Below are 24,385 nucleotides of genomic sequence, written 5' to 3'. Positions count from 1 at the left end.
TAGCTCCTAACTCCTGTCTTCTAAAGAGTAGGTACCCCGTTGACGGTGGTGTATTTGAGGGTGTACTTTTTATCGGGGTATATGTACTTGAACGCGCCCTGGCACATGAGTGCGGCCTCATGGAAGCCGCAGAGGATGAGCTTGAGCTTGCCGGGGTAGGTGTTGATGTCGCCGATGGCGAAAATACCCGGTACGGAGGTCGAATAGTCCTCCGTATTCACTTCCACTGCATTTTCGTTAATGCCCAGGCCCCACTCGCCAATCGGCCCGAGCTTGGGCGTGAGGCCGAAGAGCGGGATGAAAGAATCGGCTTCGAGTTGCTCGGTATCGCCGCCGTTGGCCGTGATGGTCACGGCGTTCAAGCGACCGTTGCCATGCACGTGGGTGACGTTGCTGCTGAGCACGAGCTTTACCTTGCCGGCTTCGTGCAGCTTCTGCACCTTCTCGGCCGAGTCGGCCGCGCCGCGGAACGTGGTGCCGCGGTGTACCAGCGTTACTTCCTTGGCCACGTTGGCCAGGAAAATGGTCCAGTCGAGGGCCGAGTCGCCACCACCGGCAATTACGAGGCGCTGGTCGCGGAAGGTTTCGGGGTCGCGCACCATGTAGTACACGCCCTTGCCTCCCTCAAACGTCGTCAGGTCCTCGATGGCAGGTTTGCGGGGCTCAAACGAACCCAGGCCGCCGGCAATGGCTACAGCTTTGCAGCTAATCTGGGTGCCGTCGGTGGTCGTAAGATGGAACGAGCCGTCGTCGAGCTTGCTGAATTCCTCCACCCGCTCGCCGAGCGTGAACGTGGGGTGGAAAGGCTCAATCTGGCGCATGAGGTTGTTCACCAGGTCGCCGGCCAGTACTTCAGGGAAGCCCGGAATATCGTAAATCGGCTTCTTGGGGTAGATTTCGGAGAGCTGCCCGCCCACCTGGGGCAGGGCATCTACCACGTGGCAGCGCAGCTTCAGCAGCCCGGCTTCAAACACGGCAAACAGCCCCACCGGGCCCGCCCCGATAATGCAGATATCAGTGGAAATGGAATTGGTCATGTACAAGCAACGAAAAACGGAACATCCGGCCCGTAGGGGCCGCCTGCTTAACAACCAAACCGCCCAAATCGTTGGCTAAAAAGCCAAAGCAGATTGGGTACCGGCCGCTACGCGGGCGCAAAGATAGGCAGCCCGCTGCCAGCTCCGTTCAACAGGTTAAGCCAAGCCGCAGAAGTTAAGTTATATCAGTATTTTCAGGACAATAAAAAACGCCCTCAGCGCAATGCTGAGGGCGTTTATGTGGTCGTGTAAGGAAGCATGGTAGGGTTTTGGTTTCCACTGGTTTCCATCGTTTTCCGCGTTTGCAGGCTGTTAGAGAATATTGCCAAGTAGCCGTTGGAAGCTGCTGGCAACCGAAATCATAGAAACTGCCACTCCAATCTGCCACTGAATTAATGCGCTCAGGCGGCCTTCTGGGCGGGCGAGTGGCGCTTGAACTGCTCCAGCAGCTTGAGCAGATCCACACCCACGTAGCGGTTGAACGATGCCTCGGTGGAGTGGCCGGTGGCCATCATCACCATGCGCTGCGGCACGCCCTGGAAGAGCTTAATAGTAACAAAAGTTTTCCGGCCAATTTTGGTGCTCAGGTTCAGCCGGGTCAGGTCGATGAGCCGGGCTATCACCTTGAGCATTTCGTTGACGTCGTAGCAGCACGGTACGAACAGGGGCGTCTGGCCCGCGTATTTGGCCGCCAGGGCCACCGGCTTGAAGATGTCGTCGTCGAAGTAGGGGATGTAACAGGCGTTGCCGCTTTTACCGCGGCGCCACTCGATGACCTGGTTGCGGGCCGTGGTGCGGGGCATGGTGTCGGCATCGGAAATGCTCACGCCCAGGTAACAGCACTGCAGGAACTTGTCGCGGGCCAGCTCGATGCGCTGCACGAACAAGGCGAAGCCGGGGCTCTCGACGCTGGGGCTCGACGTAGTGTACTGCTGCTTGCCTCGTTTGCGGAAGAAGTCGGCCTGGGCCTGGCACTGGGCCGCGTAGCCCTCGAGCAGCAGCGGCTGCAGTTCCGGGTCGCGGAAGCGCAGGGCGGCGATGGCCAGCAGCTCGGCGTCGCTGAGCGCGTCGACGCCGATGTACTCCTCGGGGGCGGTGAACTTGCGGTAGTGGCGGTGCACCGGCAGATCCTGCTCGATGTCGCACCAGCGCAGGAACGTGTTTAGGTGCGACATGTACTTGCCGAACGTGTTGAGTTCCTTGCCCAGGTGGTCGAGCACGTAAGCGCAAAATGGCTGGTAGAAGCTGGTAAGCGTCATGTCAGCGAACTGCAGCGGGGCCTGGCGGTACTCTTCGTAGGCCTGCAGGCGGTGCTGGGTGGAGCGGTAGGCGCGGATGGTGTTCTTGGAGGTGAGCCGCTTGGTTTTCTTCGACATCTTGGCGGCCTGCTCCTCCACCCACTCGTCGTACCAGCCCCGGGCCTCGGGCGTACCGATCATGCGGGTGGGCGTGCCAGCGGCTGCCGGCTGCTCCGCCACCGGGGCCGCCACGGCCGCAGCCGGCCGCACGATGCCGTTGACGGCGGCCAGCAGCTCCTCGGCCGGCAACAGGCGCCGCTCAGTACTGGCCAGGTTCAGTGCCGACACGGCCGCGTAGTTGATATCGGCCAGGCGCTTGTTGATGTCGGCCGAGAAGTTGCCGCGCACGAAGTTGACTTCCCTGGACTCGGGGTTCCAGTGCGCCGGCCGGCACACCTCGCCGCTGCTCACGCGCTTGCGGTGGCCCTGCCAGCAGATGGTGACCTGGATGGGCGCGTAGCCGTTTTGGTTGAGCAAGTCTTCGCGCAGCTGCCGAGTGATTTTCACCGGCCTACTTCCTGAGTAATGAATATACCCAGCTTCTTGTTAGGGGCGGCCGTGACGATTTTAAGATGGGCCACTTTGGAGCTAACAGCGGAAAACCGTTTGCCGTCGCTGTCAACAAAATCGTCCCAGCGCACTACTATGTTTCCGTTTTTACCGACGCTTGGGGCAATATACTTGTAGTCTTTGTTGATGGTGATTTCTGGGCGGTAGTAGGAGAAGGTGTCCGTGTTGCTTACTACCAGCCCCGCCGTAATAGCTTTGATTCCAGGGTGTATGTCAACATAATCTTTCTCAGGCGGCGAAGATTTTGATGTTACCGCGCCGTAAATAAGCAAGGCAAAAAAGCTGATGATAAGAATCGTTTTCTTGGACATTAGTGAGCGGAATTAAGCTGCAGTTCAAGTAATTGAATGATGCGCTCCTTATCCCGCAGCTGCTGCTGGAGCATGGCCATGTGTTGGCGGCAGACATTCAGGCTTTGCTGGCAATGCAGGATGTTGAGCGTTTGGTTGGCGGTGCCATGATTGGTGTGGATGGCGTTGCCGGGGGATAGAGCGATAGGTGTGCTTGGCAGGGGCAAATAGAGCGGGTCGGCGGGGGCGGTAGCAGGTGTGTAAAGCACCGGCCCCTCGCCGGTGAGGAGCCAATCGGGATTAATGTAGGGCAGTGCCCGCCTGACGCGGGCCAGAAGCGATACGCTGGGCTTGGCCGTGCTCCGCAGGATGCGTTTCATCCGTTTTCGGGGCAGATCCAGCAGCAGCGCGAATTCACTGGTGTTGAGTTGCAATACTGTCCGCAAGTGGCCCATGCGTTCTGCTGGGCGACACGGCATTGAGTGGGGTTAGGTGGGGGGCATGGGGGAGTGGCGTTCGAGCAGTTGGATGATGCGCTCCTTATCGCGGAGCTGGTTTTTGAGAAGTTCGTTTTCACGCCGGGCTGCCTCCAAGTGCTGCTGAAGCTCACTGGAGGTAGCCTCGGTGTGCGTCTGGGTCACGCTACCGGTGCCGGTGTTCTGGCCGATATTGTTGCCCCCGGAATTTTTTTGGTAGGTGGAGGCCTGTTCAGCAGCGCCAGTGAACATCGAACCTTCTCCTAGTAAGAGCCATTGCGCATTTAAATTTTCAATTGCTCTTAGGAGCGTGCCGATGTATTCAGCATTTGGAACAGAACCGCGTGTAGTGTAGCCACGCGTAGTCCCTTCATTGACTCCGTACTTCTCACTAAAGCTCTTTGGATTCAATCCTAGTGCTTTTATGAGAATTTTAATCCTTTGACTTACAGTCTCTTGGGGCATATATCAGAGACAATTGAGAAATTAATTAATTATCAATTGCCCGTTTTTAGACAATTGCGCGTATGTTTGTTGACCTGACAGACAGTCGGTAACAAGATAGCGCAAGTAATGAATTGCGCGAAGAAACCGTGCAAACACGATGATGACGGACAAGCAGAAATACTATCATCTGATGGGTGAGGTATGCGAAATATTGCCAACGATGGCCTCTACATATGCCGTCAGGGCAGGCTACGAGACCCCAGCTAACCTGCTGGAATTGGTTCGCATCGGCCGTCGGCCAGTCCTGCGTGACCTCGTCGCGCTGGTGAAGCACGCGCTGCCAGAATTTGAGATTCCCGCGCACCTACTCCCTGAGGCAGTAGCCGCCTAAATCCTATCCTCTCACACTCTTCCAATTTCCCCATGAAGAAGACCTTTTGCCGCCCCATCAGCCTGACGGGCCTGAACGGCAAGCGAATCCGCGTGTCCGGATTCGAGCGAGGCAGCGCCCTATGCGCCCTCACCAGCAGCCAGCCAGTAAAGCTGGCCGCGCCCCAGCCCATCGTCGGGTACTGCCGCCACGCCGGCAACCTGCTGGTGTACGTGGCCGGCTCGATGCCCGCGCAGCTGCGCTCAGCCGTGCAGGAAGACTACACCCACGAGGAGGTGCTGCTGCTGCCACTGCCCGCCGGCATCCGCGAAATCGACCTGACGGACTGCCGCCGCGAGTTCCGGGTGATGGTGCCACCGCTTAGCCTAGCCGCCTGATGCTCACTATCCCGCCCCCTCCCGGCCCCGTGAACCCGGCCGAGCTGCCGGTCGCCGATGCCGTGCTCGATGCGGCCTGCATCGAGGTGCACGACCCCGCCCGCTACGACCAGCTCTACCAGGTGCTGGCCCCGCGCCACCCCAACCTGGCCGAAGAGCTTCACTTCCGCATGCGCACCGGCCCATTGGCCGGCGCCGCCACCATCATGGCAATAGCCAGCTAAGCCTATGCGCCCCGACGAACTCGCCACCAAAGCCGACCTGGAGCAGCTCTTCGCCCGCATGGCGCAGCTGCTGGCCACCCCGGCCGCGCCGGCCACCGGGCCCGACGAGTACCTCACGCTCGAGGAGGTGGCCACGGCCACCCGCGTGAGCACCCGGACGGTGAAAAAGTGGGTGCAGGAGGGCAAGGCCGACCGCCGGGGCAAGCTCGTGCAGCTCTTCGCGCTGGAGTTTTCGCCGGGTTTTCTGCGCATTCCCCGCGCTGCGCTGCTGGCCTACGGCGAGGGTATCGGCTTCACGATTCACGACTTGAAAGAGATGCCGCGCATGCGCGTGGCGTCCTAGAAAACACGCTTTTCTCTCACTCTTCCCGCTTTCCCCATGAGCAATATCGACACCCTTACCCCGGATGAATTTATGCGTCTCGAACCCGCCGACCACGCCCTCGCTATCCAGACCTACTCGCAGCGCCTGACCCAGCTGGAGCGGAAGCTGCGCCTGTTTCCCGATTCGGAAACGACGGAGATTCTGCTCGATGAAGCCCGCCGCAGTCAAAACCTGCGCAAAATCCACGTGCACGCCCTGCACGAGCAGTTGTGGGTTGAGGCCGAGGTAGTCGATGGTACCACCGCCGTAGCCGCCTGATGCCATGCAACAGCCAGTTCTCAACCTCTATACCTCCAACCCGGCCGACGCCGGGTTCCGGAGCCTGGCCACGCTGCTGGCCCAGGAGCAGCCCGTGCAGCTGCGCGACCTGAGTGAGCTGCCCGCTCCCGACACCATCCGCCGGCAGCGCCTGCGCACCGAGCGGGCCGCGCTGGCCCAAAAGCTGACTGCCGACCGCGACTTGGTGCGCCTGGCCCGCGCTCACGTGCGCCTGGCCCCCGAAGTGGCCGACATCAAGTACGACATGTCGCGCTACGAGCAGCGCATCGCCGAAATCGACCAGCAGCTGGCGCAGGAGGGAGGGCCGGCTGATGGCTAAGCAACATGATCAGCTCAGCTTCACGGTGGCCAGCGTCTGGGCCAGCACCAAGCCCGGCCAGACGCGCTTCCACTACTTCGATGGGGACGGCGGCACCCTCTGCTCTTACGAGCGCAAAGCCGGCTTGCTCACGCCCTGGGGCGATGCTAAGCGCGTACCGCCCGACGCCTGCTCCTCGTGCCTGCTACACTTTAAGAAGGGCCACCACCTGGCCGCCGCGCAGCCCGGCCCCGCCACGGAGCTTTCGCCCGAAACCCGGGTGCGCGTGATAAAAGGCGAGCTGAAAGGAGCCATCGGCCGCATTCAGCGCTACGACCCGCAGAGCCGGCTCTACTTCGTGGCCTTCACCAGCCGCACCACCAAGGAGTTCAAGCCGCTGGCCCCCACTGACCTAGAAGAAGCGCCGCTATGACAACGACCCCACGCCTCAACCGCATCATTGGCTTGCTGCTGCTGGCCCTGCTTACGCTACTCGTGCTCAAGCTCAACGGCCACACGCCGGTAGCCGGCTGGAGCTGGTGGTGGATCTGGCTGCCGCTCTGGGGGCCCTGGGCTTTAGTACTCGTGGCCGCCGCGCTGCTGCTGCTGGCCCGCAAAGCCACCCGCGCATGAGCTGCCGCCTCCACGCCCAGCGCGCCCACCCGGGCCGCCCGCCGCAGCCGGTTTCCCGGCCCTGGTAGCCGCATTAGGTGGCGCGGCTACCAGGGCCACCCGCTACGGCGCTTAGCATACCTCCTCGTGCCCGCATGGGCCGCTGTAACCCATGGCTGGGGAAAGCCTGAAGAGTGGCAGTGCCGGTCGTGAGGCCGGGCGAGGAGCGAATGCCGGCAGGATGCCGGCGCCGTGGCGGCGGCCTGATACAGGCTTCTGACCTCGCTTTACCCCAAAATTATTGGTTGCCGAAAAACGCGTTTTCCGGCTCGCTGGCAGCGCTTTGCCCATTTTTTACGAAATTTAAAATGTTTCCACAGCCTCTCTCTCTCCGTAAGGCCCGCCGCCACTGGCACGACTTCTACAACTTTCTTCTCAGCAAAAGCGAGACCAAGCAACTCACGCGGCTCATTAAGCGTGGCACCCGGGCTGGCACCCAGCAGGTGGTCTATGTGCCGCAGAAGCCCTTTTCTGCCAGCTGTAAGGATACGGGTGCGCTGTTGATCAAGCGCGCCTTGGATGCAGTTCACCAACTGCGTCAAGTACAATTCCTGCAGGAAGGCCACGAGGGGGGGCTATCGGAAGGGGTGGTAATAGAAGTTAACTGTGTTGAGCTAGGCAAGAAGCGTAGCCTCTCAGACCGGACCATGCGCACCCACATCGCCCAGCTGATGGATGCCGGCCTCATTATAGCGAAGTATTTCCACGGTTGGCGCCGGAATTTGGAGTTGGTAATCAGCAAAAAGTACCTGTTTGAAATGGTACAAAACACACAAAAAGGAGGACTAAATAACGGGGGTTCAGGTATATGCCAGCCCGTTTGTGTTTCTGATTACGGTACAAAACTTCCGCCTATACAGGCTCCAAATAGATTAATAAATACTACTCTAACTAACCAGGTGGAAAAGTGGAAAACACCGGAAAACCAGGAAAAAGAAATTAGTGCCCGGGCTGGCGGAGCGGACGCGGCGGGGGACGAAGCGGCGCCGAAAATGGGGAAACAAGGGGCTGGGGGGCGGCTGAAGGCACTTTTAGGGCCTAAGGCACCAGCGAAGATCATTCGTCAGCAGAGTGCTGTAGAAGCGCAAAAAGCCCGAATGCTGGCCCTGTTCAGCGAAGAGTTATTCACAAAAGCCTGCAGGATGCTGTATCCCCGCAAGCGCTTCACCGCCGAGCAGTACCAGCTGAGCCTAGACGCCATTGCCGCCGGCGTCTACCGGCACCTGGATACCACGCACCTCACGTTGCCCCAGTGGCAGCAGTACCACGCCGGCTGCCTGGAGCGCGTCCGGCTGGCCGGCAAGTGGTTTGCCCGCCACACGGATGCTGAAGTATCCTGGCCCTACGCGCTGTATACCAACGGCTTGGGTTATTTTGATGCTCACAACCCCAACGGCTTCATTCGTACCGAGCAATGGCTGGCCGAAAACGAGGTCAAGCAGCGGTATCGCCGGATCACAACTGCCCTACAGGCCGCAGAAACAGAGTTTTCGCAGTTCAAGCAGCTGCAACGGGGGCTGAAAATCTCCGCAACCAAACGCGTGAAGGAATTCACGGCCTGGGAGCTATACCGCTGGCATGAGAACCGGATTCGGTTGCTGGGACGGGAATCGGCGCTGAAGCGTTTCTACGAAATGGCGGGGCAGTCCCTGGCGACGAAAGCCGCTACAAGCTGACCGCGTCATGAATCTGAGCGAACACGACCAGGTAGTGGAGCTACACCAGGCTGAAGCCGATGCGCTCTGCCACGCGCTGCGCCTGTACCTCTACCGCCTCAATGTGGTGAGCGGCTACCGGCCCATCTACCGCCAGCAGCTGCTCAGCATCCGGCCCCTTACCCGCGTGCTCACCCGCCTGACCGGGCTACTGGCCGGCAACTGGCCCCGCGACCGGCTGCGGCGGCTGAAAGCCCGCAAGTGGCGGCTGCGCGTCGAGGAGCTCGTGCTGCTCAACCGGCTGATGGTGGACGAGGAGCTACACGCGGCCCAGGCTCAGCATCAGAACTATTTCAACTGCATTTACGGCCGTATCAATCAGAAGGCCCTCAACCTCAACCGCTTCTTCGAATTATGATTCGTTCCGCCAAATTATTCGAAACGGCTGGCCACCAACTGCTCATCTGCATCGCCGCATTCGACTGCCCTTGTACCAAACCCACATGCCCTGGTTCCGTGCTGGGGATAAGGCTGCAGACGGTCGGCCAATTTCCCAAAGGCGAAGCGCTGGTGCAGGCGGATTGTGAACTGCCGATTGACATCAGTGCCTGTGCTATAATAATAGAGACGCTCCAGCAGCGACACGCCAGGGAGTTACTTGAAATTGTGCAGAGCACGGGCTATGGAATGCGCATTGATAACGAAGCACGACAAGCAATTCTCGCGGTGCTTAAGAAAGCTGCGCTGGAGCAGGTATGAAACCACCCCCCACCCTGGGCGCCGGCCCCGGCAGCCGGCCGGCCCGGCCCCCAGTGGCGAACTATTACTGGAGCACCTGAGCGAGTTCGAGGGCTGGGCCGTGCTCGACACCCACGGCCGCCAGGTAAACCCGTTCACTCGCACGGCCCCGGCGCTGGCCTACTACCTGAGCCGGGAGCGGCTGGCCGGCCGCATCAGCAACCTCGAGCTGCTGCCGGCCAGGCTCCAGGAAATAGCCACCTCTAAAATCAACATACGATGAAGAATCCGTTCAACAAAGAAGACTATTCGGCCGACGCCCGCATTACGAGCGGTTCCGACCGCACAGAAATGGAGCAGGCCCTGCAAGAGCACGTGTATGGCCACCGGGTGGTTAATATCCAGATGACCCGCAAGGTTGATCCTGCTGCCTCGCTTGAGCATGGTCAGCTGGTAGAAGCAGTGGAGGTAAGTGTAACGATGGATAACGGCATCGTGCACGTCAGCCGGATAGTAGTCGAAGCACTGTCTATCCTGAGCCGGGGTGATGGTCTTGGCCGCGTAACGGAAAGCTGAGCCCATGCATCCCTTCTGCAAAGTATTCGATCTGCCCGATTCAGGAAGGGTGGGCAGCCCGGCAAGCCGCAATCGGCCAACCTAAGCCTCCTGTTTTCCTACTGCCCATTCTGCGGAGTAGCTTACGAGCAGGATGGATACGTGAAGACTCAACCAACACTCGATAAATAAGAGCGTATTTATTGCATAATCAAACGATTACCTCTAATTGAATCTTTGGCATATTGTTGGATATTAGCTAAATTGTTCCCTGCGAACACCCCCCTGATATCCCCTATATGACAACAGAATTACTATTTCTTGCCGCGGGGTCCAGGCCCGGCGGCAAGTCCTTTTGTGCGGGTGCTACGAGCGGTATTATTGACCTATTCTAAGCCCCAGCAATGCCGAAGACCCTCAATTTCCCGGTTAAACCGCATGTTCGTAAGTATCTGAACGGCCACTTAGGCCACGGTACCTACACGCTGAGCACCGCTGACCGTTTCGGTAAGCTGCTGTTCCACCTGCTGCGCCGCCAGTCGGCGGGCCGCCTGAGCCACGTGGGCAGCCGCCAGAATTGTACGCAGGTGCTGCTGCTGGACATGCAAAACTTTCCGGTGCATCAGTACGGGCTCACGGAGCTAACGGATTATAGCATCTATCATTTCAACGATTTCGTGGATGATACGATGCGCGAGGAGCTCTACGTGTGGGTGCGCAACTTTGTCAACACCCAGTGCACCATCAAGGAAGTCATCGTCGACTTCATGGGCGCCTATGACTTGCGCGAGGAGGACGTGCAGTACGAGACGTTGCGCAAGGCCGTGCAGCGCAACTGTGACTTGAAGGGGCTGAAAAAAAAGAAGCCGAAATCGGTAGTGAATATGTCCCGCAAAAGCGGCGAATTGTCCCGTAAAAGCGGCGAATTGTCGCGCAAAAGCGGCGGATTGTCCCGCGAGGCCCAGCACCGTGCTGTCCATGAGGAACTTATGAAATCCCCGGTGCAGCTCACCGACCTGATTCGCCAGCGCAATGGAGCTTCTGTATAGCAACCTGGTGCAGGAGTCGGGCTTCGACAACCTGGGCGGGGTAGAGTCGCTCTGGTACACGCCGGCCGCCAACCTGGTCAGCTTCCCGGCGTTGGGCCCGCTCACGCTCTCGAGCCTGGCGCTGCAGCCGGACACTTACTGGTACCGCATCCAATCGGTGCGCGGGTCGGTGCGCCATTCGCAGCCGTCGAAACCGCTGGGCCGGCACGGCGACGTGTTCAGCCAAAAGCTCGTGGGCTCCATAGCACGGCAGAGTGCCGCGCTGGCCACGGCGATGGAGTGGATGCTCGGGGGGCGCTTCGTAGTGCTCTACCGCGACCTGAACGGGGAGCTGTGGCTGGCTGGCACGCCCGATCAGCCGCTCGAGTGGAAGTACTCGGCCGACTCGGGCAGCGAAACCAGCCGCAATGGCTACGATTGGCAATTCGTGGGCGACACGGCCCGCCCGGCCCGCCCGTACCTGGCCGATGGCCCAGTGGCCCCGGCTCCAGCGACGGGGGACGTATTGCCCGGCGTGCCGGCCACTGGCGGTGGCGGGGTAAGCGACCACGAGCAGCTCAGCGGCCTGCAGGGCGGCAGTGCTACCCAGCACTGGCACGTCACGCGTGAAATGTTCGACTACTTGGTCGCGCAGCTCTTCCACGAACCCTCCTTCTCGATGCAGGTGGTGGCCACGCCGGCGGCGCGGCCTACTGGCTACTGGCGGCGCGGCTTCGATACCATCACGGCGCTCTCCATCACGCTCAGCGCCAACCGGGGCAGCGTGGGCGCGGTTACCAGCTCCACGCTCACCATTCCGCCCGCGGCCCCGGAGCCCTTCATGGGGCTGATGTCGCCCCGGCAGGTGGCCACGCAGTTGGTGGCCACTACAGCTGTGGCGTCGAGCGCCACGTTCGGCCCCTCGGCCAGCCGCAGCACCAACACCGTGCTGCAGGCCAGCCGCCCGCTGGAGTTTGTGTACGCCACGCTCTACGGCACGGCTCCGAATGGCCCGGTTGATCTGGCCGGCTTTACCATGCTGGTGGCTCCGTTCGGCGGCAGCCGCCAACTCACCTTCACCCAGGCCGCCGGGGAGCGGAACGTCATTTACGTGCCCGGCACCCAGCTGGCCACGGCCATCACCGACCAGAACGGGTTCGACGCGCTCAGCAGTTGGACCCAGCGCCGGCTGCAGCTCACGCAAGGCACCGATACGGCTGACTACGTCGAGCTGGTGCAAAACGATTATGCCACCGTGGCCAATACGGCCAGCTACACCCTCTCTTTCTAATGGCTGGCTATCCCCTCGCAAACGGCTTCAATGTTACCGTCCAGCAGCACCTGGATCGGGAGCGGTATCCAGTGGCCACCTTCAGCCTGCTTGACGCGCTGATTCCGCGCATTCTGCCGGGCCACGTGTGCTACGTGCAGGACGAGGATCAGCACTACAGCCTCACGCCGGGCCTGAACTGGCGGGCCTTGGGCAGTGGTGGGGGCAGCGCCCAGCCGGAAGGCCAAGTCACGGTGCTGGCCGACGTGGCCATCCTGGTGGGCCAGCTGGTGGCCCGGTCCGCAACCGGCATCTACCCTTACTCTGCTGCTAATCTGGCCCACCGCCACGCGCTGCTGGGCGTGGCCTTGAGCAGCGCCTCAGCCGGGACAGCAGTGCGCGTGCAGACGGAGGGCCTGGCCACCATCCCCGGCTGGGGTCTGGTCACGGGCACCACCTACCGCGCTGGCAACGGTGGCGCACTTGCCACCGCCAGTGCTGGCTTGGCCTTTTCGCAAATCATCGGGCGGGCCGTGACGGCCGACAGCCTGCTTTTCCAACCACAGTCCATCATCAAACTCAGCTAAATGAAGCTCCTGACCAACAACAACGGGGAAATTGAAGAAGTAGCCCCCATTACCCAGTCGACCGGCGCCTCGGATGCCAGCAAGGCCGTGCAGACGGATGCTTCCGGCAAGCTCGATGCCTCGTTGCTGCCCACCGGTATCGGAGCGGATGTAGTAGCCATCCAGGCCTCGGAGGCCCTGGCTGCCGGCGACCTGGTGAATATCTACAACAACGCCGGCATCCCATCGGTACGCAAGGCCATTGCCACCGGCCCCGGCACTAAAGCGCATGGCTATGTGATTGCCGGCGTTGCCTCCGGGGCCCTGGCCAACGTGTATTTCGACGACTCCAACAACCAGGTGTCGGGCCTGACGGCTGGGGAACAGTTCCTCTCGGCTACGCAGGCCGGTAAAACGACGGGAGCGGCCCCAACGGCTGCTGGCCAGATCGTGCAGAAGGTCGGCGTGGCTACATCCGCGACGACCCTGCACGTCAATGTCGGGCCCGCCATTAAGCTAGCGTAAGCGGTGGCGATGCTCCGGCCGCTAGTCCAGCTCGAGGGAGAGTTACAGGAGTTGCCCGCTGGCGGCGTCCTCAACGCCCTGGTGACTGCCGTGCGCCCCTGGACGGCGGGAGCGCAGGTGGCAGGCACACTGGTGGAATCGGCCGGGCTGGTTTACCTGACGACCACGGCCCGGGCAAACGGCGCGGTGCCACCCGGCTCCACCACCACGGCCACCTACCGGGCGCTGGAGCTGGAACCGTTCGCCGCTTCGGAGTTGCCGGCCGCCCACACTGCCGCCGCCGGCCTCACGCTGCGGCCGTTACTGGCCTACATCCTGCGACAGCTGCCCAGTGGCTCCACAACCACGCCACCACCAACTGCTGACCCTGGCGACTCCTACACCGAGACTGATTATACCGAACCCGAATACAGCGCCTAACCATGCCCTTAAACATCCTGCTCCATCTGCGCACTGCGCTCGGCCGCCGCCTCTCGCATGCCGAGGTCGATGCCAATTTTGCCAACCTGCGCGATGCCATTCAGCAACTGGAAAGCCAGCTTATGGGCGGCAGTACCACGCCCCCGGCCAGCAGCGTGAGCTGGAACGGCAAGCCGCTGCTGCTTGTGTTTGGCGGCGACTCTCGAAACGATGCTAGTTTCGGCCAATTCGGGGCACCGATTAACCGGGTGGCCACGGCATTAGGGGCTACCTATACCGGGGCTAACTTCACGTTCTCGGCTGCCAATTATGACCTGATTTGGACAGCGCGGGGGGGCAATACCGTAGCCGCGCAATTAGCCGCCGAGTTGCCCCCTATTGACGCCAAATATTGCGGGGGCATTCACCTGTTTGAAGGCGGCGTAAATAGCGTCCGCCAGAGCGACACGCCAACCGCCGCGACTGTCGGGGAGGAGGTCCGTCAGCAAATGGCAAAGGCCAAAGCAGCCGGGTACAAAACCGTGGTTTCGACTATTACGGATTGCGACCACGATTATCAGGCCCGCCGGCCAGCCGATGCGGGTTATGCGGGGCCGCAGGTGCAAGTACGGATTGATGCGGTAAACACGATTATCCGCGCCAACTGGCAGACGTGGGGCGTTGATGGTTTCGAGGATTTGTCCAGCCATCAGTATATCGACCCGATAGCTTACCCAAGTAGCTACGTGGACGGTATTCACCCTTCCGACATTGGTATTGGCTTCGAGGCGAAAAGCAAATACGACCGGATTCTCGCGCTCAATGCGCAGTATTTCGCCGTACCTGTTCCGGCCTACGAGTGGGTGCTGCCAATTCCGGCCGCAGCTACAGGGGGCAGCGGTGGAACGCCAGCCGTACCGGGGCAGGTAACGGGCCTCGCGCTGACCCCGTCCGATCAGGCACTAACGGCAGCTTGGAACGCGCCCGCTGCTAACGGCGCGGCCATTACCAACTACGCGGTGCAGTTACGCGATACCGGCCAAAACGGTAACGTGTTCGTGGCCGTCACCCGGTCAGCTTCCGCAACGGCCATCCAACTGCTAAGTGGCCTTGTAAACGGGCTAAACTACCAAGTGAAAGTAGCCGCTATTAACAGCGTAGGAACCGGCCCGTTTTCGGACGCAGCGACAGCCTCCCCGCGCCTCAACACCGGGCCGGGCATTGTGGGCAAGGACAGTGATCTACTTACCTACCTGCCAGAACGTAGCTTCTATGCTTTCGATGAGGTGGGCGGCGGCCGGGCCTACGTGTCAGGCGCTAGATACGGCGGGGTAAAAATTGGCTTCACCGGGACGCAGGTACGCGTTATTGTGCCGCTGTTTGGCTCGGGCGACGCCAAACATTGGCTGTTGGCCAACGGCGCCATAGCCGTCCAGAATATCGACGCCAACGGCCCCGAGGGCACCACCCGCACCTATCTAGCCACCTTCCCGACCGCTATAGACCGCGTGCTGCTCTACGAGCGGGAGGTGTACGATGCGAATTCGCGCTACTGGATGTTCCAGGCGTTCGAGGCGCTCGATGGTGGCTTCTACAAGGTGCCCGTCTAAGCCGGCATCCGCCTACCCCACGCCGGCAAGCGGGCGTGGGGTAGGCAGGGCGACCAAGGCAGACTCCAGTGGTGCTACCGGAGCAGCTTGCTCCGGTAGCACCACTGGAGTCTGCCATTCGTCTGCTGTGAGCGGGTAGGGTGGGGCCTGATTATCGCTGGTGTCTACAAGCAGATAGACTGCCTTTTTCAAGATACCGAGTAATTGTTTTTTCATAGATAGGTTTAATTTATTCGTTAAATACGATAATATATTAATGCCAAGCAAAGTTCATGCGCCGAAAATTTTTTCCGCTGTCAGCGGGCACCCTCGCGCCCTTGCAAACCTACATCAATACCACACTTCCACCGCCACTGCCACCAGGGCCCGCAGCCGTTCGTGCCTGATCTGGTACCAAGCCCTAACCGACGCAGAAGCGAAGCAATAGCTGGCCTATCTCGATACGCTGGCTTAGTCCGTCCGACCACTTCTATAGGCCCCCGACCCACTCGGTCGGGGGCTTTTTTGTGTCCTTTTGGCGCGGGGCTGAGGGCGGCAGTTTTGCATCGATCAATCTGAAATCGATGCTGGCACTTATCTCCCGTTTAGCTTCTTCGCCCTGGCTCATGTCCATGGAGCACGCGCAGCCCTATATGCTACCGCTGGCGGCCATGCTGCTCGGCGGCTCGGCTCAGGAGTCGGCCATCAACCTGGCCGAGCTGCGGGCTGAGGCTGCACCGAAGGATTTCACCGTGAGGCCTTCCAGCTTCGGGGCGGTGAGTTATGCCGCCCGCGGGGTGGCCGCCGATGGTAGTGGCACCGGTGCGGCTCGGATGAAACGATTATCCGGGTGCTGCGGGCCGAGGGGCCGCTGATGAAGGCCGACCAGTTTTGCGGGCCTTTGGGCCTGATGAGCCTGGCCGCCAGCCTCAACCGCGCCGCCCGCGACCCCGAAATAGGGGGCGTGGTGCTGCGCGTGGACTCGCCCGGGGGGCAGGTGTACGGCACCCAGAGCGTAGCCGACGGCATCCGCGCCTGCCAGGCCGCCGGCAAACCCGTCGTGGCCCTGTGCGACGACGGGCTCATGTGCTCGGCCGCCTACTGGATCGGCGCTACCTGCGACTCGATTATCGCCACCCACGAAACCTGCTGCATTGGCTCTATCGGCGTGATGGCCTCCTGGGCCGACGCCCAGCCCTACTTCGAGAAGATGGGCGTGAAGTTCCACGAGGTGTACGCTGAGCAGAGCAGCCAGAAAAACGCCGACTTCGCCGCTGCCGGCAAGGGCGACTACAAGCCCCTGCAGGCCCAGCTCACGGCCATTGCCGGGGGCTTTCTCAGCCACGTGCGCGAGAGCCGCGGCAGCCGCCTCAACGAGAAGCTCTTCACCCAATCGGGGGCCTCGGCGGGCAAAACCTTCTTCACCTCGCAGGCCGGGGAAATTGGGCTCATCGACGCGGAGGGCTCCTTTTCGGATGCCCTGGCTGAGTGCGCCCGCCTGGCTCAGAAGACTACTCAGGACAGCTAATTCATCACTTTTTTCAACCACAATGGGACTCAAATTTTTCGGTAAATCCGGTGGCCTGGCCACCGCCTTGATGGGCACGGCCATGCTGGCCATCATCGGCAACGAATCGGCCTCGGCCGAGCAAATCGATGCTGCCAACCAAGAACTCGACGCCGCCGGCATGAAGGGGGCTCAACTCGTGCCCACCGGCACGCTGGAGGAACTCACGGCCAAAGCCGACCGCGTCGACACGGCTGAAGCTGCTGTCACGACGGCTCAGGGAGCCGAGAAGACCGCCACCGATGCGCTGGCCGCCGCCACTAAGCGGGCCGATGAGGCTGAGGCTGAAGTGGTGCGCCTCGGTGCTCAGTCTGGTGCTGCCCCCACCGCGCCCCGCAAGGACGCCGCCAAAAACGACGTGCAGGAGCCCAGCGCCAACGACCACCAGAAAACGGTGGACGCGCTGCACGCCAAGATGCTCGGCGAGGTCTAGCCCATCGCAATCCTAACTCATTTTCCAGCTTACCTAATCAGCCGACTAACATGGCATTAGAAATTACCGACGTAGTTGCCCAATTCGGCGCTTACTACCTCAATCAAGGCCAGAACCTCACGCGCCTCTACACGCTGCTGCGCTCGGCCACGAGCACCGAGAGCATGTTCACGCCCATCAACTCGGATGATACCATCTGGCGAGCGGCCAAGGCCCTGTTCACCCGCGTGGTGCAGCCCTTCCAGAACGGTTTCACCCCGCTGGCCGGCGTGACATTCGTGCCCCTGGAGATCAAGCAGTTCAAAATGAAGATTGATGCCCAGGAATATCCGGACGACTTGGAGTCGAGCTGGTTGGGTTTCATGGATGGCGAGGACATCGACCGTAAGCAGTGGCCCTTCGTGCGCTGGTACGTGGAAGTGTACCTGATTCCGCAAATCAAGCAGGACATCGAGCACGAAGAGATTTTCCAGGGCAAGTATGTCGCTCCGGTAGCTGGTACGCCTGGTGCCGCCGGCACGTCACTCGACGGTCTGAAGTACACCATCAACACCCAAATCACGGCCGGCCGCATCGAGCCCATCGTGACGGGTGCGCTGGAGCTGACCAACCCCCTCGCCCTGGTGGATCAGTTCGAGGCCTTCGTGGATGGTATCCACAAAGATTACTGGAGCATTCCAATGATGCTTGGCTGCTCGGAAACAGTGGCCCGCCAGTTCCTGCGGGGCCAGGAGCGCAAGTACGGCAAGAACACCGGCGGTGGGGCCTTGGGCCTGACGGTGAACAACACTAACATCACGCTTCAGCCGCTGCCCTCGCACCGCAACACCCAGAAAATCTGGTGCACGCCGAAAGGCAACGCCATCATGCTGCGCAAGCGCATCCAGAACCAGACTAAGGTGCAGGTAGAGAGCGTGGACCGCTTGCTCAAGTTCTTCACCGACTTCAGCATGGGTATCGGCTTCATCATTCCCGAAATCGTCTTCACCAACGACCAGGAGCTGGTATAAGCCTGCCGATAAGAGCCGGTTCCTCTAGCAGGGGCCGGCCCTTATTCATGCCAATCACCCCCCAATTTCAATTCAAAATTTAGCTTCTACTGGCCATGCCTGAGAATACTAACGAAGAAACCCGCCAGCCTACCATTGAGTCGCTGACGGCACAAAATACCCAGCTGCAAGGGGATGTCGATGCCGCTAAGGGCCAATTGGCTACCACCAAGAGCCAACTGGCTAAGGCAGAGGAAAAACTAGCCGGCTACAAGAACCAGCTGGATGCTGTGAAGGGCGAACTAGCTACCGCTAATGGCGAACGTGCAGCTGCTCAGGCCATCATCACTGGCCAGGCCGAGCAGTTGGCCAACGTGGAAGCAGCGCAAACGCAGGCCGACGTGATTGTCGTGACCTACGAGAAGCAGCAGTACCGCGTGCTGGGCAAGAAGTTCCGCATCAAAAACGTGGAAGTGAAGGCCGAGGAGCTGGGTAAGAACAAGGAGGCCCTCAAGTTCCTCGTCGAATCGAAGAGCGGCCTGTTGGTGCCCATCGAGAAGAAATAGCGCGGCCTGCCTCGCAGTAGTAATTCAATCATCCCATCACGACTAACGACCCCACCATGGATCTGTCGAAATTAAACAGCCTGGGCGGCCTCAACGGCGAGGACAACACGCCGGGCTTGCTCAACTACGTGCTCTGGGCGGCCAGCGACTGGTTTACGACCATCGCCAAGGCTCCGAAGTACTCGGCTGACGCCCCAGCCGGCACCTCGGCCATTATCGCCACCGACCACGCGTTTAAGGAGGGTTTCGGCTTCATCCGCATCTACCTGACCCTGGACAGCAGCGAGCTGAAGGGAGCCGTAGTAGGCGAGCGGGACGGCCGGGGCCAGAAGCTTGAGTTGGAAGGCTTCCACCCCGGCAACCGCCCTGCAGCCCTCGAATTCTTCAACCTGGTGAAGAACATCGATGGCATCATGCTCGTGCGCGACGCCGATGGTACCTACATTCAGGTCGGTGCCGATGGTCTGCCAGTAGAGTTGGCCCCGGCCTACGGCTCGGGTAAAATCTCGGGTGGCCGTCGGGGCATTACGGTGAAAGCCGAGTGCTACGCTGCCGGCATCAAGATTTACGCCGGCGACGTGCTGATGAAGCCTGACAACAGCGTCAACGGTGCCCCAGCACCTATCGAATAAATCGATGGCAAAGAAAACCCTGAACCAGCCCCAGCTGCGGCCTGAAGTAGCGGAGAAGTACACCGCCACTATAACGCCCTGTGTTATCGAGATCCAGCGACTCGGCCGTACCGTTGACCTGACCCAGCTTACGCTGGAGCAGGCCAATGAGCTGGTTCAGGACCCCAAGTTCATCTACCTGGTGCCGAAGAAGGCCAAGCGGAAGAGAGCTGCACCAGCGGTGAACAAGTAACCCGGAAGTGAGAGAACGGGGAGTGAGGGGAAAAGCCTCAGCCACATGGCTGGGGCTTTTTTGCGTCCTTTTTCACCGTGGCAGCCATTGGCAGTTTTGCTGCATGAAATGGAGCGATATACAAGAAAACAGCCATTTACTGGCCGGCCTGCTGGTCCTGAGCCTGCTGCTGACGGACTGCTTTGGCGGCCGGCAGGAGCGGGTGCCGGGCATCGTGGAGGGGCGCCAGTACACGCCGCCCTACACCTCCCTGAGCTGCAGTACCAGTAATGGCCGCAACTCGTGCCACACCGTGTACCACGCGGCCTCCTATTGCCTGTATGTGCGTAGCGCCGGCGGCCTGGCCCAGGTGAGCACTACCGGTGCCGGCTACGCGGTGGCGCGGAATGGTGAGGTGCTCACCTATACCTGCCTGCGCACGCGCTGGACGCACTACACCTGGGGCAATAGCTACTCGCCGCAATGAGTGTCTCTATCGTGACGTGGCTGGCTAACCCAGTCGATTTCGCCCAGGGCGTGGCGCTGTACGCTGAAGCCGGCGGCGCGGGCGTGTACGGGCAACTCTTCGCCCTGGGCGAGACGAGCTACAGCCGCCAGGTGCTGGAGCAGCAGCTGCGCAAGCTGGTGGGGCCGGTCGAGGAAATGCCAAACCTCTCGCAAGACTACCTGAAGCAGATGCGGGCTGAAATAAGCCAGCAGGACTGGCAACGAGCCATCCTCAACGAACCGCCGCCTGCGCCCGAACCCGAGGCCCTGGCCGATGTGCGGGCCCGCCTGAAAGCCACCCGCGACGAGCGCAGCCAGCTGCACGCCCAGCTCACCACCCCGCGCCTCTCCAGAGTCATCCGCAATACGATGGCCCACCGCATCGTGGCCCTCACCGACCAGGTGCGTGAGCTGCTGGCCACCGAGGCCCACCTGCTGGAGCATGGCCGCCTGCCCGGCCCGCTGGCCACCGACGAGCTGGTGGATGCCGGCGAGCTGCGCCGACGCCTGAGCAACGCCATCAGCCGCCGCGCCAAGCTGCGCAAGCGCCTTGACCGGGCCAGTGAGCTGCCGGCGCTGGAAGAAGAAATCAGCCTTATCCGTGAAAAACTTACCCCTACCCAACGTGTCTGAAGAATTGCTTCCCTTAAGCTGGACCACCCAGCAGCGCCAGGTGCGCGAACTGGTGCCCCTGAGCTACAACCCGCGCACGCTCACCGACGAGGGCCGCGAGCGGCTCACGCGCAGCATCCTAAAGTTCAACCTGGCCGAAATCCCGGCTATCAACCTCGATAACGTGGTGCTGGCCGGCCACCAGCGCCTGGCCGTGCTCGTGGACCTGGGCCGGGGCGAGGAGCTCATCGACGTGCGCGTGCCCAACCGGCAGCTCACCAAGGACGAACTCGACGAGTACAACCTCACCAGCAACGTAGGCGCGGGCCAGTGGGACTACGAGAGCCTGCTGGAGAACTTCGCCCACCTCGACCTGGCCAGCATCCTCGATGCGCCGATGCTCGAGCAGCTGGCCGAGTTGCAGGCCCTCACGCTACCGCCGGCCGAGGAGCAGGCGTTTGACCCCACGCCGCCGGCCGTGCCGGTAACGGTGCTCGGCGACGTGTACGAGTTCCAGAGCGTGGGCCGCGGGCTCACCCACCGGCTCGTGTGCGGCTCCTCGACTGAGGCTGACGTGCTACAGACGCTGCTGCAGGGCCGGCTGATCCAACTCACCAACACCGACCCGCCCTACAACGTCAAGTACGAGGGCAAAACCAAGGATGCCCTGACCATCGAGAACGACGACATGGGCGACGACGAGTTCCGGCAGTTCCTCTATGACTTCTACACTAACGTGTACGCCTACTCGGCCCCGGGGGCACCCATCTACGTGTTTCATGCTGACAGCGAGGGTGCCAATTTTCGCGCAGCACTTAAGGACGCGGGCCTCAAGCTGAGCCAGTGCCTGGTGTGGGTCAAGCAAGCCTTCGTCATGGGCCGCCAGGACTTTCACTGGCAGCATGAGCCCATTCTCTACGGCTGGAAGGAGGGCGCGGCCCACCCCTGGTACTCGGACCGCAAGCAGACCACGGTGCTCCACTTCGACCGCCCGAGCCGCAATGCCGACCATCCGACGATGAAGCCGCTCGATATTCTGGAGTACCTGATCGAGTGCTCCAGCCGGCAGGACGAGGTAGTATTCGACGGTTTCGGCGGCTCGGGCAGCCTGCTCATTGCCTGCGAGAAGACCCAGCGGGCCTGCCACGCCATCGAACTCGATCCGCGCTACTGCGACGTGCACGTGCGCCGCTTCGTGCAGTTCATGGGCGACAACCAGCGCCGTTTTACCATCACCCGCAACGGGGAGGAACTCTCCGAGGCACAACTGAGCGAGTATGTCGTCTACGCAGCTACAGCCTAAAGACTTGCCCGGCGCCTCGGACGTGGTGCTGCACAAGAGCACGGCTGTCGAGCGCATCTATGCCGCCAGCATCGCTGAGGCCAACGGCGAAGGGCCGGGGCTGAAGGCACTGTCGCCGGCCGACCAGCTGATCAACCAGCAAATCGAGTCGGCCTACGCGCTGCTGAGCAACTACCACACCTTCGACCAGGCCTGGCCGCTGCTGGCCAAGCAATTCGATATCAGTCGCGCGACGTGTTACCGCCGGCTGGCCGATGCGCAGAACCTGATGGGTGATTTGAAGAAAGTGCGTAAGGAGGGCCGCAAGGCCATCCTGCTGGAGTTTGCCCGCAAGATTCTGCAGCTGGCTCTCACCCAGCGCCCCCCGGACACCCGGGCAGCGCTGGCGGCCATGAAGTTCGAGGCCAACGTGGCCGGGCTGCTGCGGGCCGACGCGGGCCAGGAGGAAGCAGGTGGTGCCGGTGGCGGCAGCACGAGCTACATCATCAACCTGCAGGTAGAGGGGCGCAAAGCCCGCACCATTAACCTGATGGACCCGGAAAGCATCCAAGACGCGGATTATGAGCTGGTGGTAGAAGCCGTGCAGCAGAACGTATTCGGGGGTGAGGCAATGGAAAAGATGCTCACCGAGCGGCGCGAGGAGGGCGCATCGGATGGTAATCGTTGACCGCGTCAAGCTCAGTTTCAACCAGCCCCAGCTGCGCTATATCACGGCGAAGAATAAGAAGCACGGACGTAGCGTTTGGGGGCGGGGGACGGGCAAGTCGACGATTCTCGCCTGGGATATCCATGAAATCGTGCAGACCATGCCCCGCAGCTGCTGGGTCATCGTAGGCTCGACCTACAAGCAAGTGCTTACCCGCACGCTGCCCTCAACGATTGCGCAGCTCGAAAAGCTAGGCTACAAGTTGGACCGCGACTTCTACGTGGGTCGCAAGCCAGCCCCCTCCAAGCTGTTTGAGCGGCCCCTGCAGGGGCCACTGAGCTACGACCACTTCATTATTTTCAAGAACGGCACCGGGTTTCACCTGGTGAGCCTCGATGCCGGTGGGTCGGCCTCGCGGGGCCTGAACGTGGATGGCTTTATCGGCGACGAAGCCTTGCTATTCAGCAAGGAGAAGCTCGATGCCGACTTGTCGGCCACCAATCGGGGCAACGGGCACATTTTCGGCAAAAACCCGAAGCACCACGGTGTTTTCCTGTTCTCTTCGATGCCCTGGGGCGATCAGGGTCGCTGGTTACTGGAGGATGGTAAATACTACGAAAACGACGGTATTGACCTAATTGCTCGGCAAAACGAGCTTATCGAGGTGCAAGTGCGTTTTATCGACGCGGAAACAGACGAGGAGCGCCTGCACATCTGGCGCGAGCAGGTGGTGCAGCTGATGCTAGACATCCGCTATTACCCCTCGGCGGCCAACAAGGGCACGTTCTACTCCGAGGCCAACGCGTTCGACAACATCCAGAATCTGGGCCTGCAGTACCTGCTCGACCAGCGCCGGTTCATGACTGACTTCACGTTCATGATCGAAATCATGAACCGGCGACCCACGACCGTGGAGGGGGGCTTCTATCCCAAGCTCAGCCAGTCCGATCACGTGGTGGATGCGGATAACGACGATTATGTGCTGGGGCTGGAGTACAACCTCAAGAAGCTCAGCACGCCCAGCAGCCTGATGGATAGCGACTGCCGCACTCACTTGCCCATCGTAGGGGCCGTGGACTGGGGTGGTAAGATCAGCGTGCTCACGCTGGGCCAGAAGCACGACGATACTCGCGAGTACCGCATGCTGAAGGGTATGTATGTGAAGCATCCGCTCATGGTAAGTGACCTGGCCAACAGCTTCTGCGACTACTACCAGAATCATCTGCGCAAGGAGCTCATCTTCCTGGAGGATGCTGAGTGGGGCAACAACCGCAACCCCGCCAGCCCCTGGACGCTCAACGAGACGTTCATCAAGGTGCTGCAGTCGCGGGGCTGGCGCATCACGCGGGCCAACCTGGGCCGCGTGCCGGGCCACCCCACGCGCTACCTGGTAGGGCAGGAGGTGCTGGCTGAGCAGGACCCGCGTCGTTACCGCATGCGCTTCAATAAGGTCAATACCAAGGACGTGGTGCAGGCCATGCTGCTGGCCCCGGTGGGTCAGGATACCAAGGGCAACATCAGCAAGATCAAAACGAGTGAGCGCAAGGAGAGCTTCCCCCAGGAGCACGCCACCCACTTCACCGACACGGTGGATCTGCACATGCTCTACATCGGTACCGAAGTGGTGATGAGCACGCCCGACTTCAGTACCCTGATCATCGTGTGACCGACATCGATGTCGGCCAGTCAAGCCCCGACCGCCCAGTGGTCGGGGCTTTTTTGTGTCCGGTCCCCACAGATATCACCGAGGCAGGCCTCGGCAGCTGCCGGCGGGCGACAGTGCAAGCCGGGGCATCGCGCTAGACTGGTGAGACTGCGAAACGCTCAGACGCCCCGAAAACGGCCCCCAC

The 24,385-nt window shown here is 61.0% G+C and carries 36 protein-coding genes; 31 read left to right on the top strand and 5 right to left on the bottom strand.

Translation table 11 applies throughout. The features are described from left to right. Positions 1-20: 20 nt before the first annotated feature. The 5 genes from CDA63_RS11920 to CDA63_RS20480 all read right to left on the bottom strand — a co-directional run bounded on the left by CDA63_RS11920 (position 21) and on the right by CDA63_RS20480 (position 4,136). A complete protein-coding gene (locus CDA63_RS11920; RefSeq protein WP_088464684.1) occupies positions 21-1,037 on the bottom strand; it encodes an NAD(P)/FAD-dependent oxidoreductase in 1,017 nt (338 codons plus the stop codon). 401 nt (positions 1,038-1,438) lie between these two features. Next, entirely contained in the window at positions 1,439-2,842 is a 1,404-nt protein-coding gene (locus CDA63_RS11915; RefSeq protein ID WP_165768282.1) for a phage integrase SAM-like domain-containing protein, read from the bottom strand. Further along, entirely contained in the window at positions 2,839-3,216 is a 378-nt protein-coding gene (locus CDA63_RS11910) for a hypothetical protein (RefSeq protein ID WP_088464682.1), read from the bottom strand. Before CDA63_RS11910 ends, CDA63_RS11915 begins: the two co-directional genes overlap by 4 nt. Then, positions 3,216-3,629: a hypothetical protein gene (locus CDA63_RS11905; RefSeq protein ID WP_206780458.1), complete on the bottom strand. Its 414-nt coding sequence runs from the start codon at positions 3,627-3,629 to the stop codon at positions 3,216-3,218. Before CDA63_RS11905 ends, CDA63_RS11910 begins: the two co-directional genes overlap by 1 nt. Before the next feature lie 54 nt (positions 3,630-3,683). Then, a complete protein-coding gene (locus CDA63_RS20480; protein WP_126546836.1) occupies positions 3,684-4,136 on the bottom strand; it encodes a hypothetical protein in 453 nt (150 codons plus the stop codon). 139 nt (positions 4,137-4,275) lie between these two features. Between CDA63_RS20480 and CDA63_RS11895 the strand changes: the two genes are divergently transcribed. The 31 genes from CDA63_RS11895 (at position 4,276) to CDA63_RS11750 (ending at position 24,201) form a co-directional block, all read left to right on the top strand. Then, positions 4,276-4,509 carry a hypothetical protein gene (locus tag CDA63_RS11895; RefSeq protein ID WP_088464679.1) on the top strand — a complete coding sequence of 78 codons (234 nt, stop codon included), beginning with the start codon at positions 4,276-4,278 and terminating at the stop codon, positions 4,507-4,509. A gap of 32 nt (positions 4,510-4,541) precedes the next feature. Further along, positions 4,542-4,886, top strand: a complete 345-nt coding sequence (locus CDA63_RS11890) for a hypothetical protein (protein ID WP_088464678.1) — start codon at positions 4,542-4,544, stop codon at positions 4,884-4,886. Continuing rightward, positions 4,886-5,110 (top strand): hypothetical protein, encoded by a 225-nt coding sequence (locus CDA63_RS11885; RefSeq protein WP_088464677.1) that lies wholly within the window; start codon positions 4,886-4,888, stop codon positions 5,108-5,110. Before CDA63_RS11890 ends, CDA63_RS11885 begins: the two co-directional genes overlap by 1 nt. 4 nt (positions 5,111-5,114) lie before the next feature. Next, complete coding sequence (locus CDA63_RS11880; protein WP_088464676.1) at positions 5,115-5,453, top strand: helix-turn-helix transcriptional regulator; 339 nt, start codon at positions 5,115-5,117, stop codon at positions 5,451-5,453. Between the two features lie 72 nt (positions 5,454-5,525). Next, positions 5,526-5,753, top strand: coding sequence for a hypothetical protein (locus tag CDA63_RS11875; protein WP_126546835.1), 228 nt, complete (start codon positions 5,526-5,528; stop codon positions 5,751-5,753). A gap of 4 nt (positions 5,754-5,757) precedes the next feature. Beyond that, positions 5,758-6,093 (top strand): hypothetical protein, encoded by a 336-nt coding sequence (locus CDA63_RS11870; RefSeq protein WP_088464674.1) that lies wholly within the window; start codon positions 5,758-5,760, stop codon positions 6,091-6,093. Then, positions 6,086-6,505: a hypothetical protein gene (locus CDA63_RS11865; RefSeq protein WP_088464673.1), complete on the top strand. Its 420-nt coding sequence runs from the start codon at positions 6,086-6,088 to the stop codon at positions 6,503-6,505. Before CDA63_RS11870 ends, CDA63_RS11865 begins: the two co-directional genes overlap by 8 nt. Next, positions 6,502-6,705 (top strand): transmembrane Fragile-X-F family protein, encoded by a 204-nt coding sequence (locus CDA63_RS11860; RefSeq protein ID WP_088464672.1) that lies wholly within the window; start codon positions 6,502-6,504, stop codon positions 6,703-6,705. Before CDA63_RS11865 ends, CDA63_RS11860 begins: the two co-directional genes overlap by 4 nt. Positions 6,706-6,989: 284 nt before the next feature. Further along, the gene (locus CDA63_RS11855; protein ID WP_126546834.1) at positions 6,990-8,420 is read left to right on the top strand and encodes a hypothetical protein; all 1,431 of its coding nucleotides are present in this window, start codon (positions 6,990-6,992) and stop codon (positions 8,418-8,420) included. Between the two features lie 7 nt (positions 8,421-8,427). After that, entirely contained in the window at positions 8,428-8,817 is a 390-nt protein-coding gene (locus tag CDA63_RS11850; protein WP_088464670.1) for a hypothetical protein, read from the top strand. Then, positions 8,814-9,158, top strand: a complete 345-nt coding sequence (locus tag CDA63_RS11845; protein ID WP_088464669.1) for a hypothetical protein — start codon at positions 8,814-8,816, stop codon at positions 9,156-9,158. Before CDA63_RS11850 ends, CDA63_RS11845 begins: the two co-directional genes overlap by 4 nt. 100 nt (positions 9,159-9,258) lie before the next feature. Further along, positions 9,259-9,420: a hypothetical protein gene (locus tag CDA63_RS20880; protein ID WP_165768281.1), complete on the top strand. Its 162-nt coding sequence runs from the start codon at positions 9,259-9,261 to the stop codon at positions 9,418-9,420. After that, entirely contained in the window at positions 9,417-9,713 is a 297-nt protein-coding gene (locus tag CDA63_RS11840) for a hypothetical protein (protein ID WP_088464668.1), read from the top strand. Before CDA63_RS20880 ends, CDA63_RS11840 begins: the two co-directional genes overlap by 4 nt. Before the next feature lie 383 nt (positions 9,714-10,096). After that, positions 10,097-10,741 carry a hypothetical protein gene (locus CDA63_RS11835; RefSeq protein ID WP_088464667.1) on the top strand — a complete coding sequence of 215 codons (645 nt, stop codon included), beginning with the start codon at positions 10,097-10,099 and terminating at the stop codon, positions 10,739-10,741. Beyond that, positions 10,725-12,011, top strand: a complete 1,287-nt coding sequence (locus tag CDA63_RS11830) for a hypothetical protein (RefSeq protein WP_088464666.1) — start codon at positions 10,725-10,727, stop codon at positions 12,009-12,011. The genes CDA63_RS11835 and CDA63_RS11830 overlap by 17 nt, the downstream gene beginning before the upstream one ends. Further along, positions 12,011-12,577: a hypothetical protein gene (locus tag CDA63_RS11825; RefSeq protein ID WP_088464665.1), complete on the top strand. Its 567-nt coding sequence runs from the start codon at positions 12,011-12,013 to the stop codon at positions 12,575-12,577. Before CDA63_RS11830 ends, CDA63_RS11825 begins: the two co-directional genes overlap by 1 nt. After that, entirely contained in the window at positions 12,578-13,081 is a 504-nt protein-coding gene (locus CDA63_RS11820) for a hypothetical protein (RefSeq protein WP_088464664.1), read from the top strand. 9 nt (positions 13,082-13,090) lie between these two features. After that, positions 13,091-13,501 carry a hypothetical protein gene (locus tag CDA63_RS11815; RefSeq protein ID WP_088464663.1) on the top strand — a complete coding sequence of 137 codons (411 nt, stop codon included), beginning with the start codon at positions 13,091-13,093 and terminating at the stop codon, positions 13,499-13,501. Between the two features lie 2 nt (positions 13,502-13,503). Further along, positions 13,504-15,090, top strand: coding sequence for a fibronectin type III domain-containing protein (locus CDA63_RS11810; RefSeq protein ID WP_088464662.1), 1,587 nt, complete (start codon positions 13,504-13,506; stop codon positions 15,088-15,090). Between the two features lie 563 nt (positions 15,091-15,653). After that, positions 15,654-15,944, top strand: a complete 291-nt coding sequence (locus tag CDA63_RS11805; protein ID WP_126546832.1) for a hypothetical protein — start codon at positions 15,654-15,656, stop codon at positions 15,942-15,944. Next, a complete protein-coding gene (locus tag CDA63_RS11800) occupies positions 15,920-16,597 on the top strand; it encodes a S49 family peptidase (protein ID WP_088464660.1) in 678 nt (225 codons plus the stop codon). The genes CDA63_RS11805 and CDA63_RS11800 overlap by 25 nt, the downstream gene beginning before the upstream one ends. Before the next feature lie 22 nt (positions 16,598-16,619). Continuing rightward, positions 16,620-17,069: a hypothetical protein gene (locus CDA63_RS11795; protein ID WP_088464659.1), complete on the top strand. Its 450-nt coding sequence runs from the start codon at positions 16,620-16,622 to the stop codon at positions 17,067-17,069. Positions 17,070-17,119: 50 nt separating this feature from the next. Then, entirely contained in the window at positions 17,120-18,079 is a 960-nt protein-coding gene (locus CDA63_RS11790; RefSeq protein WP_088464658.1) for a hypothetical protein, read from the top strand. A 95-nt stretch (positions 18,080-18,174) separates the two neighbouring features. Then, positions 18,175-18,624, top strand: coding sequence for a hypothetical protein (locus tag CDA63_RS11785; RefSeq protein ID WP_088464657.1), 450 nt, complete (start codon positions 18,175-18,177; stop codon positions 18,622-18,624). A gap of 56 nt (positions 18,625-18,680) precedes the next feature. Next, on the top strand, positions 18,681-19,256 hold the full coding sequence (locus CDA63_RS11780) for a hypothetical protein (protein ID WP_088464656.1): 576 nt from the start codon (positions 18,681-18,683) through the stop codon (positions 19,254-19,256). Positions 19,257-19,260: 4 nt separating this feature from the next. After that, the gene (locus tag CDA63_RS11775) at positions 19,261-19,488 is read left to right on the top strand and encodes a hypothetical protein (protein ID WP_088464655.1); all 228 of its coding nucleotides are present in this window, start codon (positions 19,261-19,263) and stop codon (positions 19,486-19,488) included. Positions 19,489-19,591: 103 nt separating this feature from the next. Further along, positions 19,592-19,954, top strand: coding sequence for a hypothetical protein (locus tag CDA63_RS11770; RefSeq protein WP_088464654.1), 363 nt, complete (start codon positions 19,592-19,594; stop codon positions 19,952-19,954). Continuing rightward, entirely contained in the window at positions 19,951-20,607 is a 657-nt protein-coding gene (locus tag CDA63_RS11765) for a hypothetical protein (protein WP_088464653.1), read from the top strand. Before CDA63_RS11770 ends, CDA63_RS11765 begins: the two co-directional genes overlap by 4 nt. Beyond that, the gene (locus CDA63_RS11760; protein ID WP_088464652.1) at positions 20,600-21,889 is read left to right on the top strand and encodes a DNA modification methylase; all 1,290 of its coding nucleotides are present in this window, start codon (positions 20,600-20,602) and stop codon (positions 21,887-21,889) included. Before CDA63_RS11765 ends, CDA63_RS11760 begins: the two co-directional genes overlap by 8 nt. Then, positions 21,864-22,556, top strand: coding sequence for a hypothetical protein (locus CDA63_RS11755; protein ID WP_088464651.1), 693 nt, complete (start codon positions 21,864-21,866; stop codon positions 22,554-22,556). Before CDA63_RS11760 ends, CDA63_RS11755 begins: the two co-directional genes overlap by 26 nt. After that, positions 22,543-24,201, top strand: a complete 1,659-nt coding sequence (locus CDA63_RS11750) for a hypothetical protein (RefSeq protein WP_088464650.1) — start codon at positions 22,543-22,545, stop codon at positions 24,199-24,201. The genes CDA63_RS11755 and CDA63_RS11750 overlap by 14 nt, the downstream gene beginning before the upstream one ends. Positions 24,202-24,385 lie beyond the last annotated feature (184 nt).

The organism is Hymenobacter amundsenii (assembly GCF_002204745.1).
GTDB classification, from domain to species: domain Bacteria; phylum Bacteroidota; class Bacteroidia; order Cytophagales; family Hymenobacteraceae; genus Hymenobacter; species Hymenobacter amundsenii.
This window is presented reverse-complemented; position numbering and strand designations above follow the sequence as displayed.

What these genes read in the sequence shown, in the direction of transcription:
- CDA63_RS20480 (WP_126546836.1), bottom strand. Translation starts at nt 4,136, where the DNA reads ATGCCCCAAGAGACTGTAAGTCAAAGGATTAAAATTCTCATAAAAGCA.
- CDA63_RS11775 (WP_088464655.1), top strand. Translation starts at nt 19,261, where the DNA reads ATGGCAAAGAAAACCCTGAACCAGCCCCAGCTGCGGCCTGAAGTAGCG.
- CDA63_RS11860 (WP_088464672.1), top strand. Translation starts at nt 6,502, where the DNA reads ATGACAACGACCCCACGCCTCAACCGCATCATTGGCTTGCTGCTGCTG.
- CDA63_RS11890 (WP_088464678.1), top strand. Translation starts at nt 4,542, where the DNA reads ATGAAGAAGACCTTTTGCCGCCCCATCAGCCTGACGGGCCTGAACGGC.
- CDA63_RS11805 (WP_126546832.1), top strand. Translation starts at nt 15,654, where the DNA reads ATGCTGGCACTTATCTCCCGTTTAGCTTCTTCGCCCTGGCTCATGTCC.
- CDA63_RS11875 (WP_126546835.1), top strand. Translation starts at nt 5,526, where the DNA reads ATGCGTCTCGAACCCGCCGACCACGCCCTCGCTATCCAGACCTACTCG.
- CDA63_RS11815 (WP_088464663.1), top strand. Translation starts at nt 13,091, where the DNA reads ATGCTCCGGCCGCTAGTCCAGCTCGAGGGAGAGTTACAGGAGTTGCCC.
- CDA63_RS11825 (WP_088464665.1), top strand. Translation starts at nt 12,011, where the DNA reads ATGGCTGGCTATCCCCTCGCAAACGGCTTCAATGTTACCGTCCAGCAG.
- CDA63_RS11865 (WP_088464673.1), top strand. Translation starts at nt 6,086, where the DNA reads ATGGCTAAGCAACATGATCAGCTCAGCTTCACGGTGGCCAGCGTCTGG.
- CDA63_RS11850 (WP_088464670.1), top strand. Translation starts at nt 8,428, where the DNA reads ATGAATCTGAGCGAACACGACCAGGTAGTGGAGCTACACCAGGCTGAA.
- CDA63_RS11895 (WP_088464679.1), top strand. Translation starts at nt 4,276, where the DNA reads ATGATGACGGACAAGCAGAAATACTATCATCTGATGGGTGAGGTATGC.
- CDA63_RS11910 (WP_088464682.1), bottom strand. Translation starts at nt 3,216, where the DNA reads ATGTCCAAGAAAACGATTCTTATCATCAGCTTTTTTGCCTTGCTTATT.
- CDA63_RS11780 (WP_088464656.1), top strand. Translation starts at nt 18,681, where the DNA reads ATGGATCTGTCGAAATTAAACAGCCTGGGCGGCCTCAACGGCGAGGAC.
- CDA63_RS11835 (WP_088464667.1), top strand. Translation starts at nt 10,097, where the DNA reads ATGCCGAAGACCCTCAATTTCCCGGTTAAACCGCATGTTCGTAAGTAT.
- CDA63_RS11820 (WP_088464664.1), top strand. Translation starts at nt 12,578, where the DNA reads ATGAAGCTCCTGACCAACAACAACGGGGAAATTGAAGAAGTAGCCCCC.
- CDA63_RS11765 (WP_088464653.1), top strand. Translation starts at nt 19,951, where the DNA reads ATGAGTGTCTCTATCGTGACGTGGCTGGCTAACCCAGTCGATTTCGCC.
- CDA63_RS11770 (WP_088464654.1), top strand. Translation starts at nt 19,592, where the DNA reads ATGAAATGGAGCGATATACAAGAAAACAGCCATTTACTGGCCGGCCTG.
- CDA63_RS11880 (WP_088464676.1), top strand. Translation starts at nt 5,115, where the DNA reads ATGCGCCCCGACGAACTCGCCACCAAAGCCGACCTGGAGCAGCTCTTC.
- CDA63_RS11840 (WP_088464668.1), top strand. Translation starts at nt 9,417, where the DNA reads ATGAAGAATCCGTTCAACAAAGAAGACTATTCGGCCGACGCCCGCATT.
- CDA63_RS11920 (WP_088464684.1), bottom strand. Translation starts at nt 1,037, where the DNA reads ATGACCAATTCCATTTCCACTGATATCTGCATTATCGGGGCGGGCCCG.
- CDA63_RS11810 (WP_088464662.1), top strand. Translation starts at nt 13,504, where the DNA reads ATGCCCTTAAACATCCTGCTCCATCTGCGCACTGCGCTCGGCCGCCGC.
- CDA63_RS11790 (WP_088464658.1), top strand. Translation starts at nt 17,120, where the DNA reads ATGGCATTAGAAATTACCGACGTAGTTGCCCAATTCGGCGCTTACTAC.
- CDA63_RS11755 (WP_088464651.1), top strand. Translation starts at nt 21,864, where the DNA reads ATGTCGTCTACGCAGCTACAGCCTAAAGACTTGCCCGGCGCCTCGGAC.
- CDA63_RS11885 (WP_088464677.1), top strand. Translation starts at nt 4,886, where the DNA reads ATGCTCACTATCCCGCCCCCTCCCGGCCCCGTGAACCCGGCCGAGCTG.
- CDA63_RS11795 (WP_088464659.1), top strand. Translation starts at nt 16,620, where the DNA reads ATGGGACTCAAATTTTTCGGTAAATCCGGTGGCCTGGCCACCGCCTTG.
- CDA63_RS11830 (WP_088464666.1), top strand. Translation starts at nt 10,725, where the DNA reads ATGGAGCTTCTGTATAGCAACCTGGTGCAGGAGTCGGGCTTCGACAAC.
- CDA63_RS11870 (WP_088464674.1), top strand. Translation starts at nt 5,758, where the DNA reads ATGCAACAGCCAGTTCTCAACCTCTATACCTCCAACCCGGCCGACGCC.
- CDA63_RS11845 (WP_088464669.1), top strand. Translation starts at nt 8,814, where the DNA reads ATGATTCGTTCCGCCAAATTATTCGAAACGGCTGGCCACCAACTGCTC.
- CDA63_RS11750 (WP_088464650.1), top strand. Translation starts at nt 22,543, where the DNA reads ATGGTAATCGTTGACCGCGTCAAGCTCAGTTTCAACCAGCCCCAGCTG.
- CDA63_RS11785 (WP_088464657.1), top strand. Translation starts at nt 18,175, where the DNA reads ATGCCTGAGAATACTAACGAAGAAACCCGCCAGCCTACCATTGAGTCG.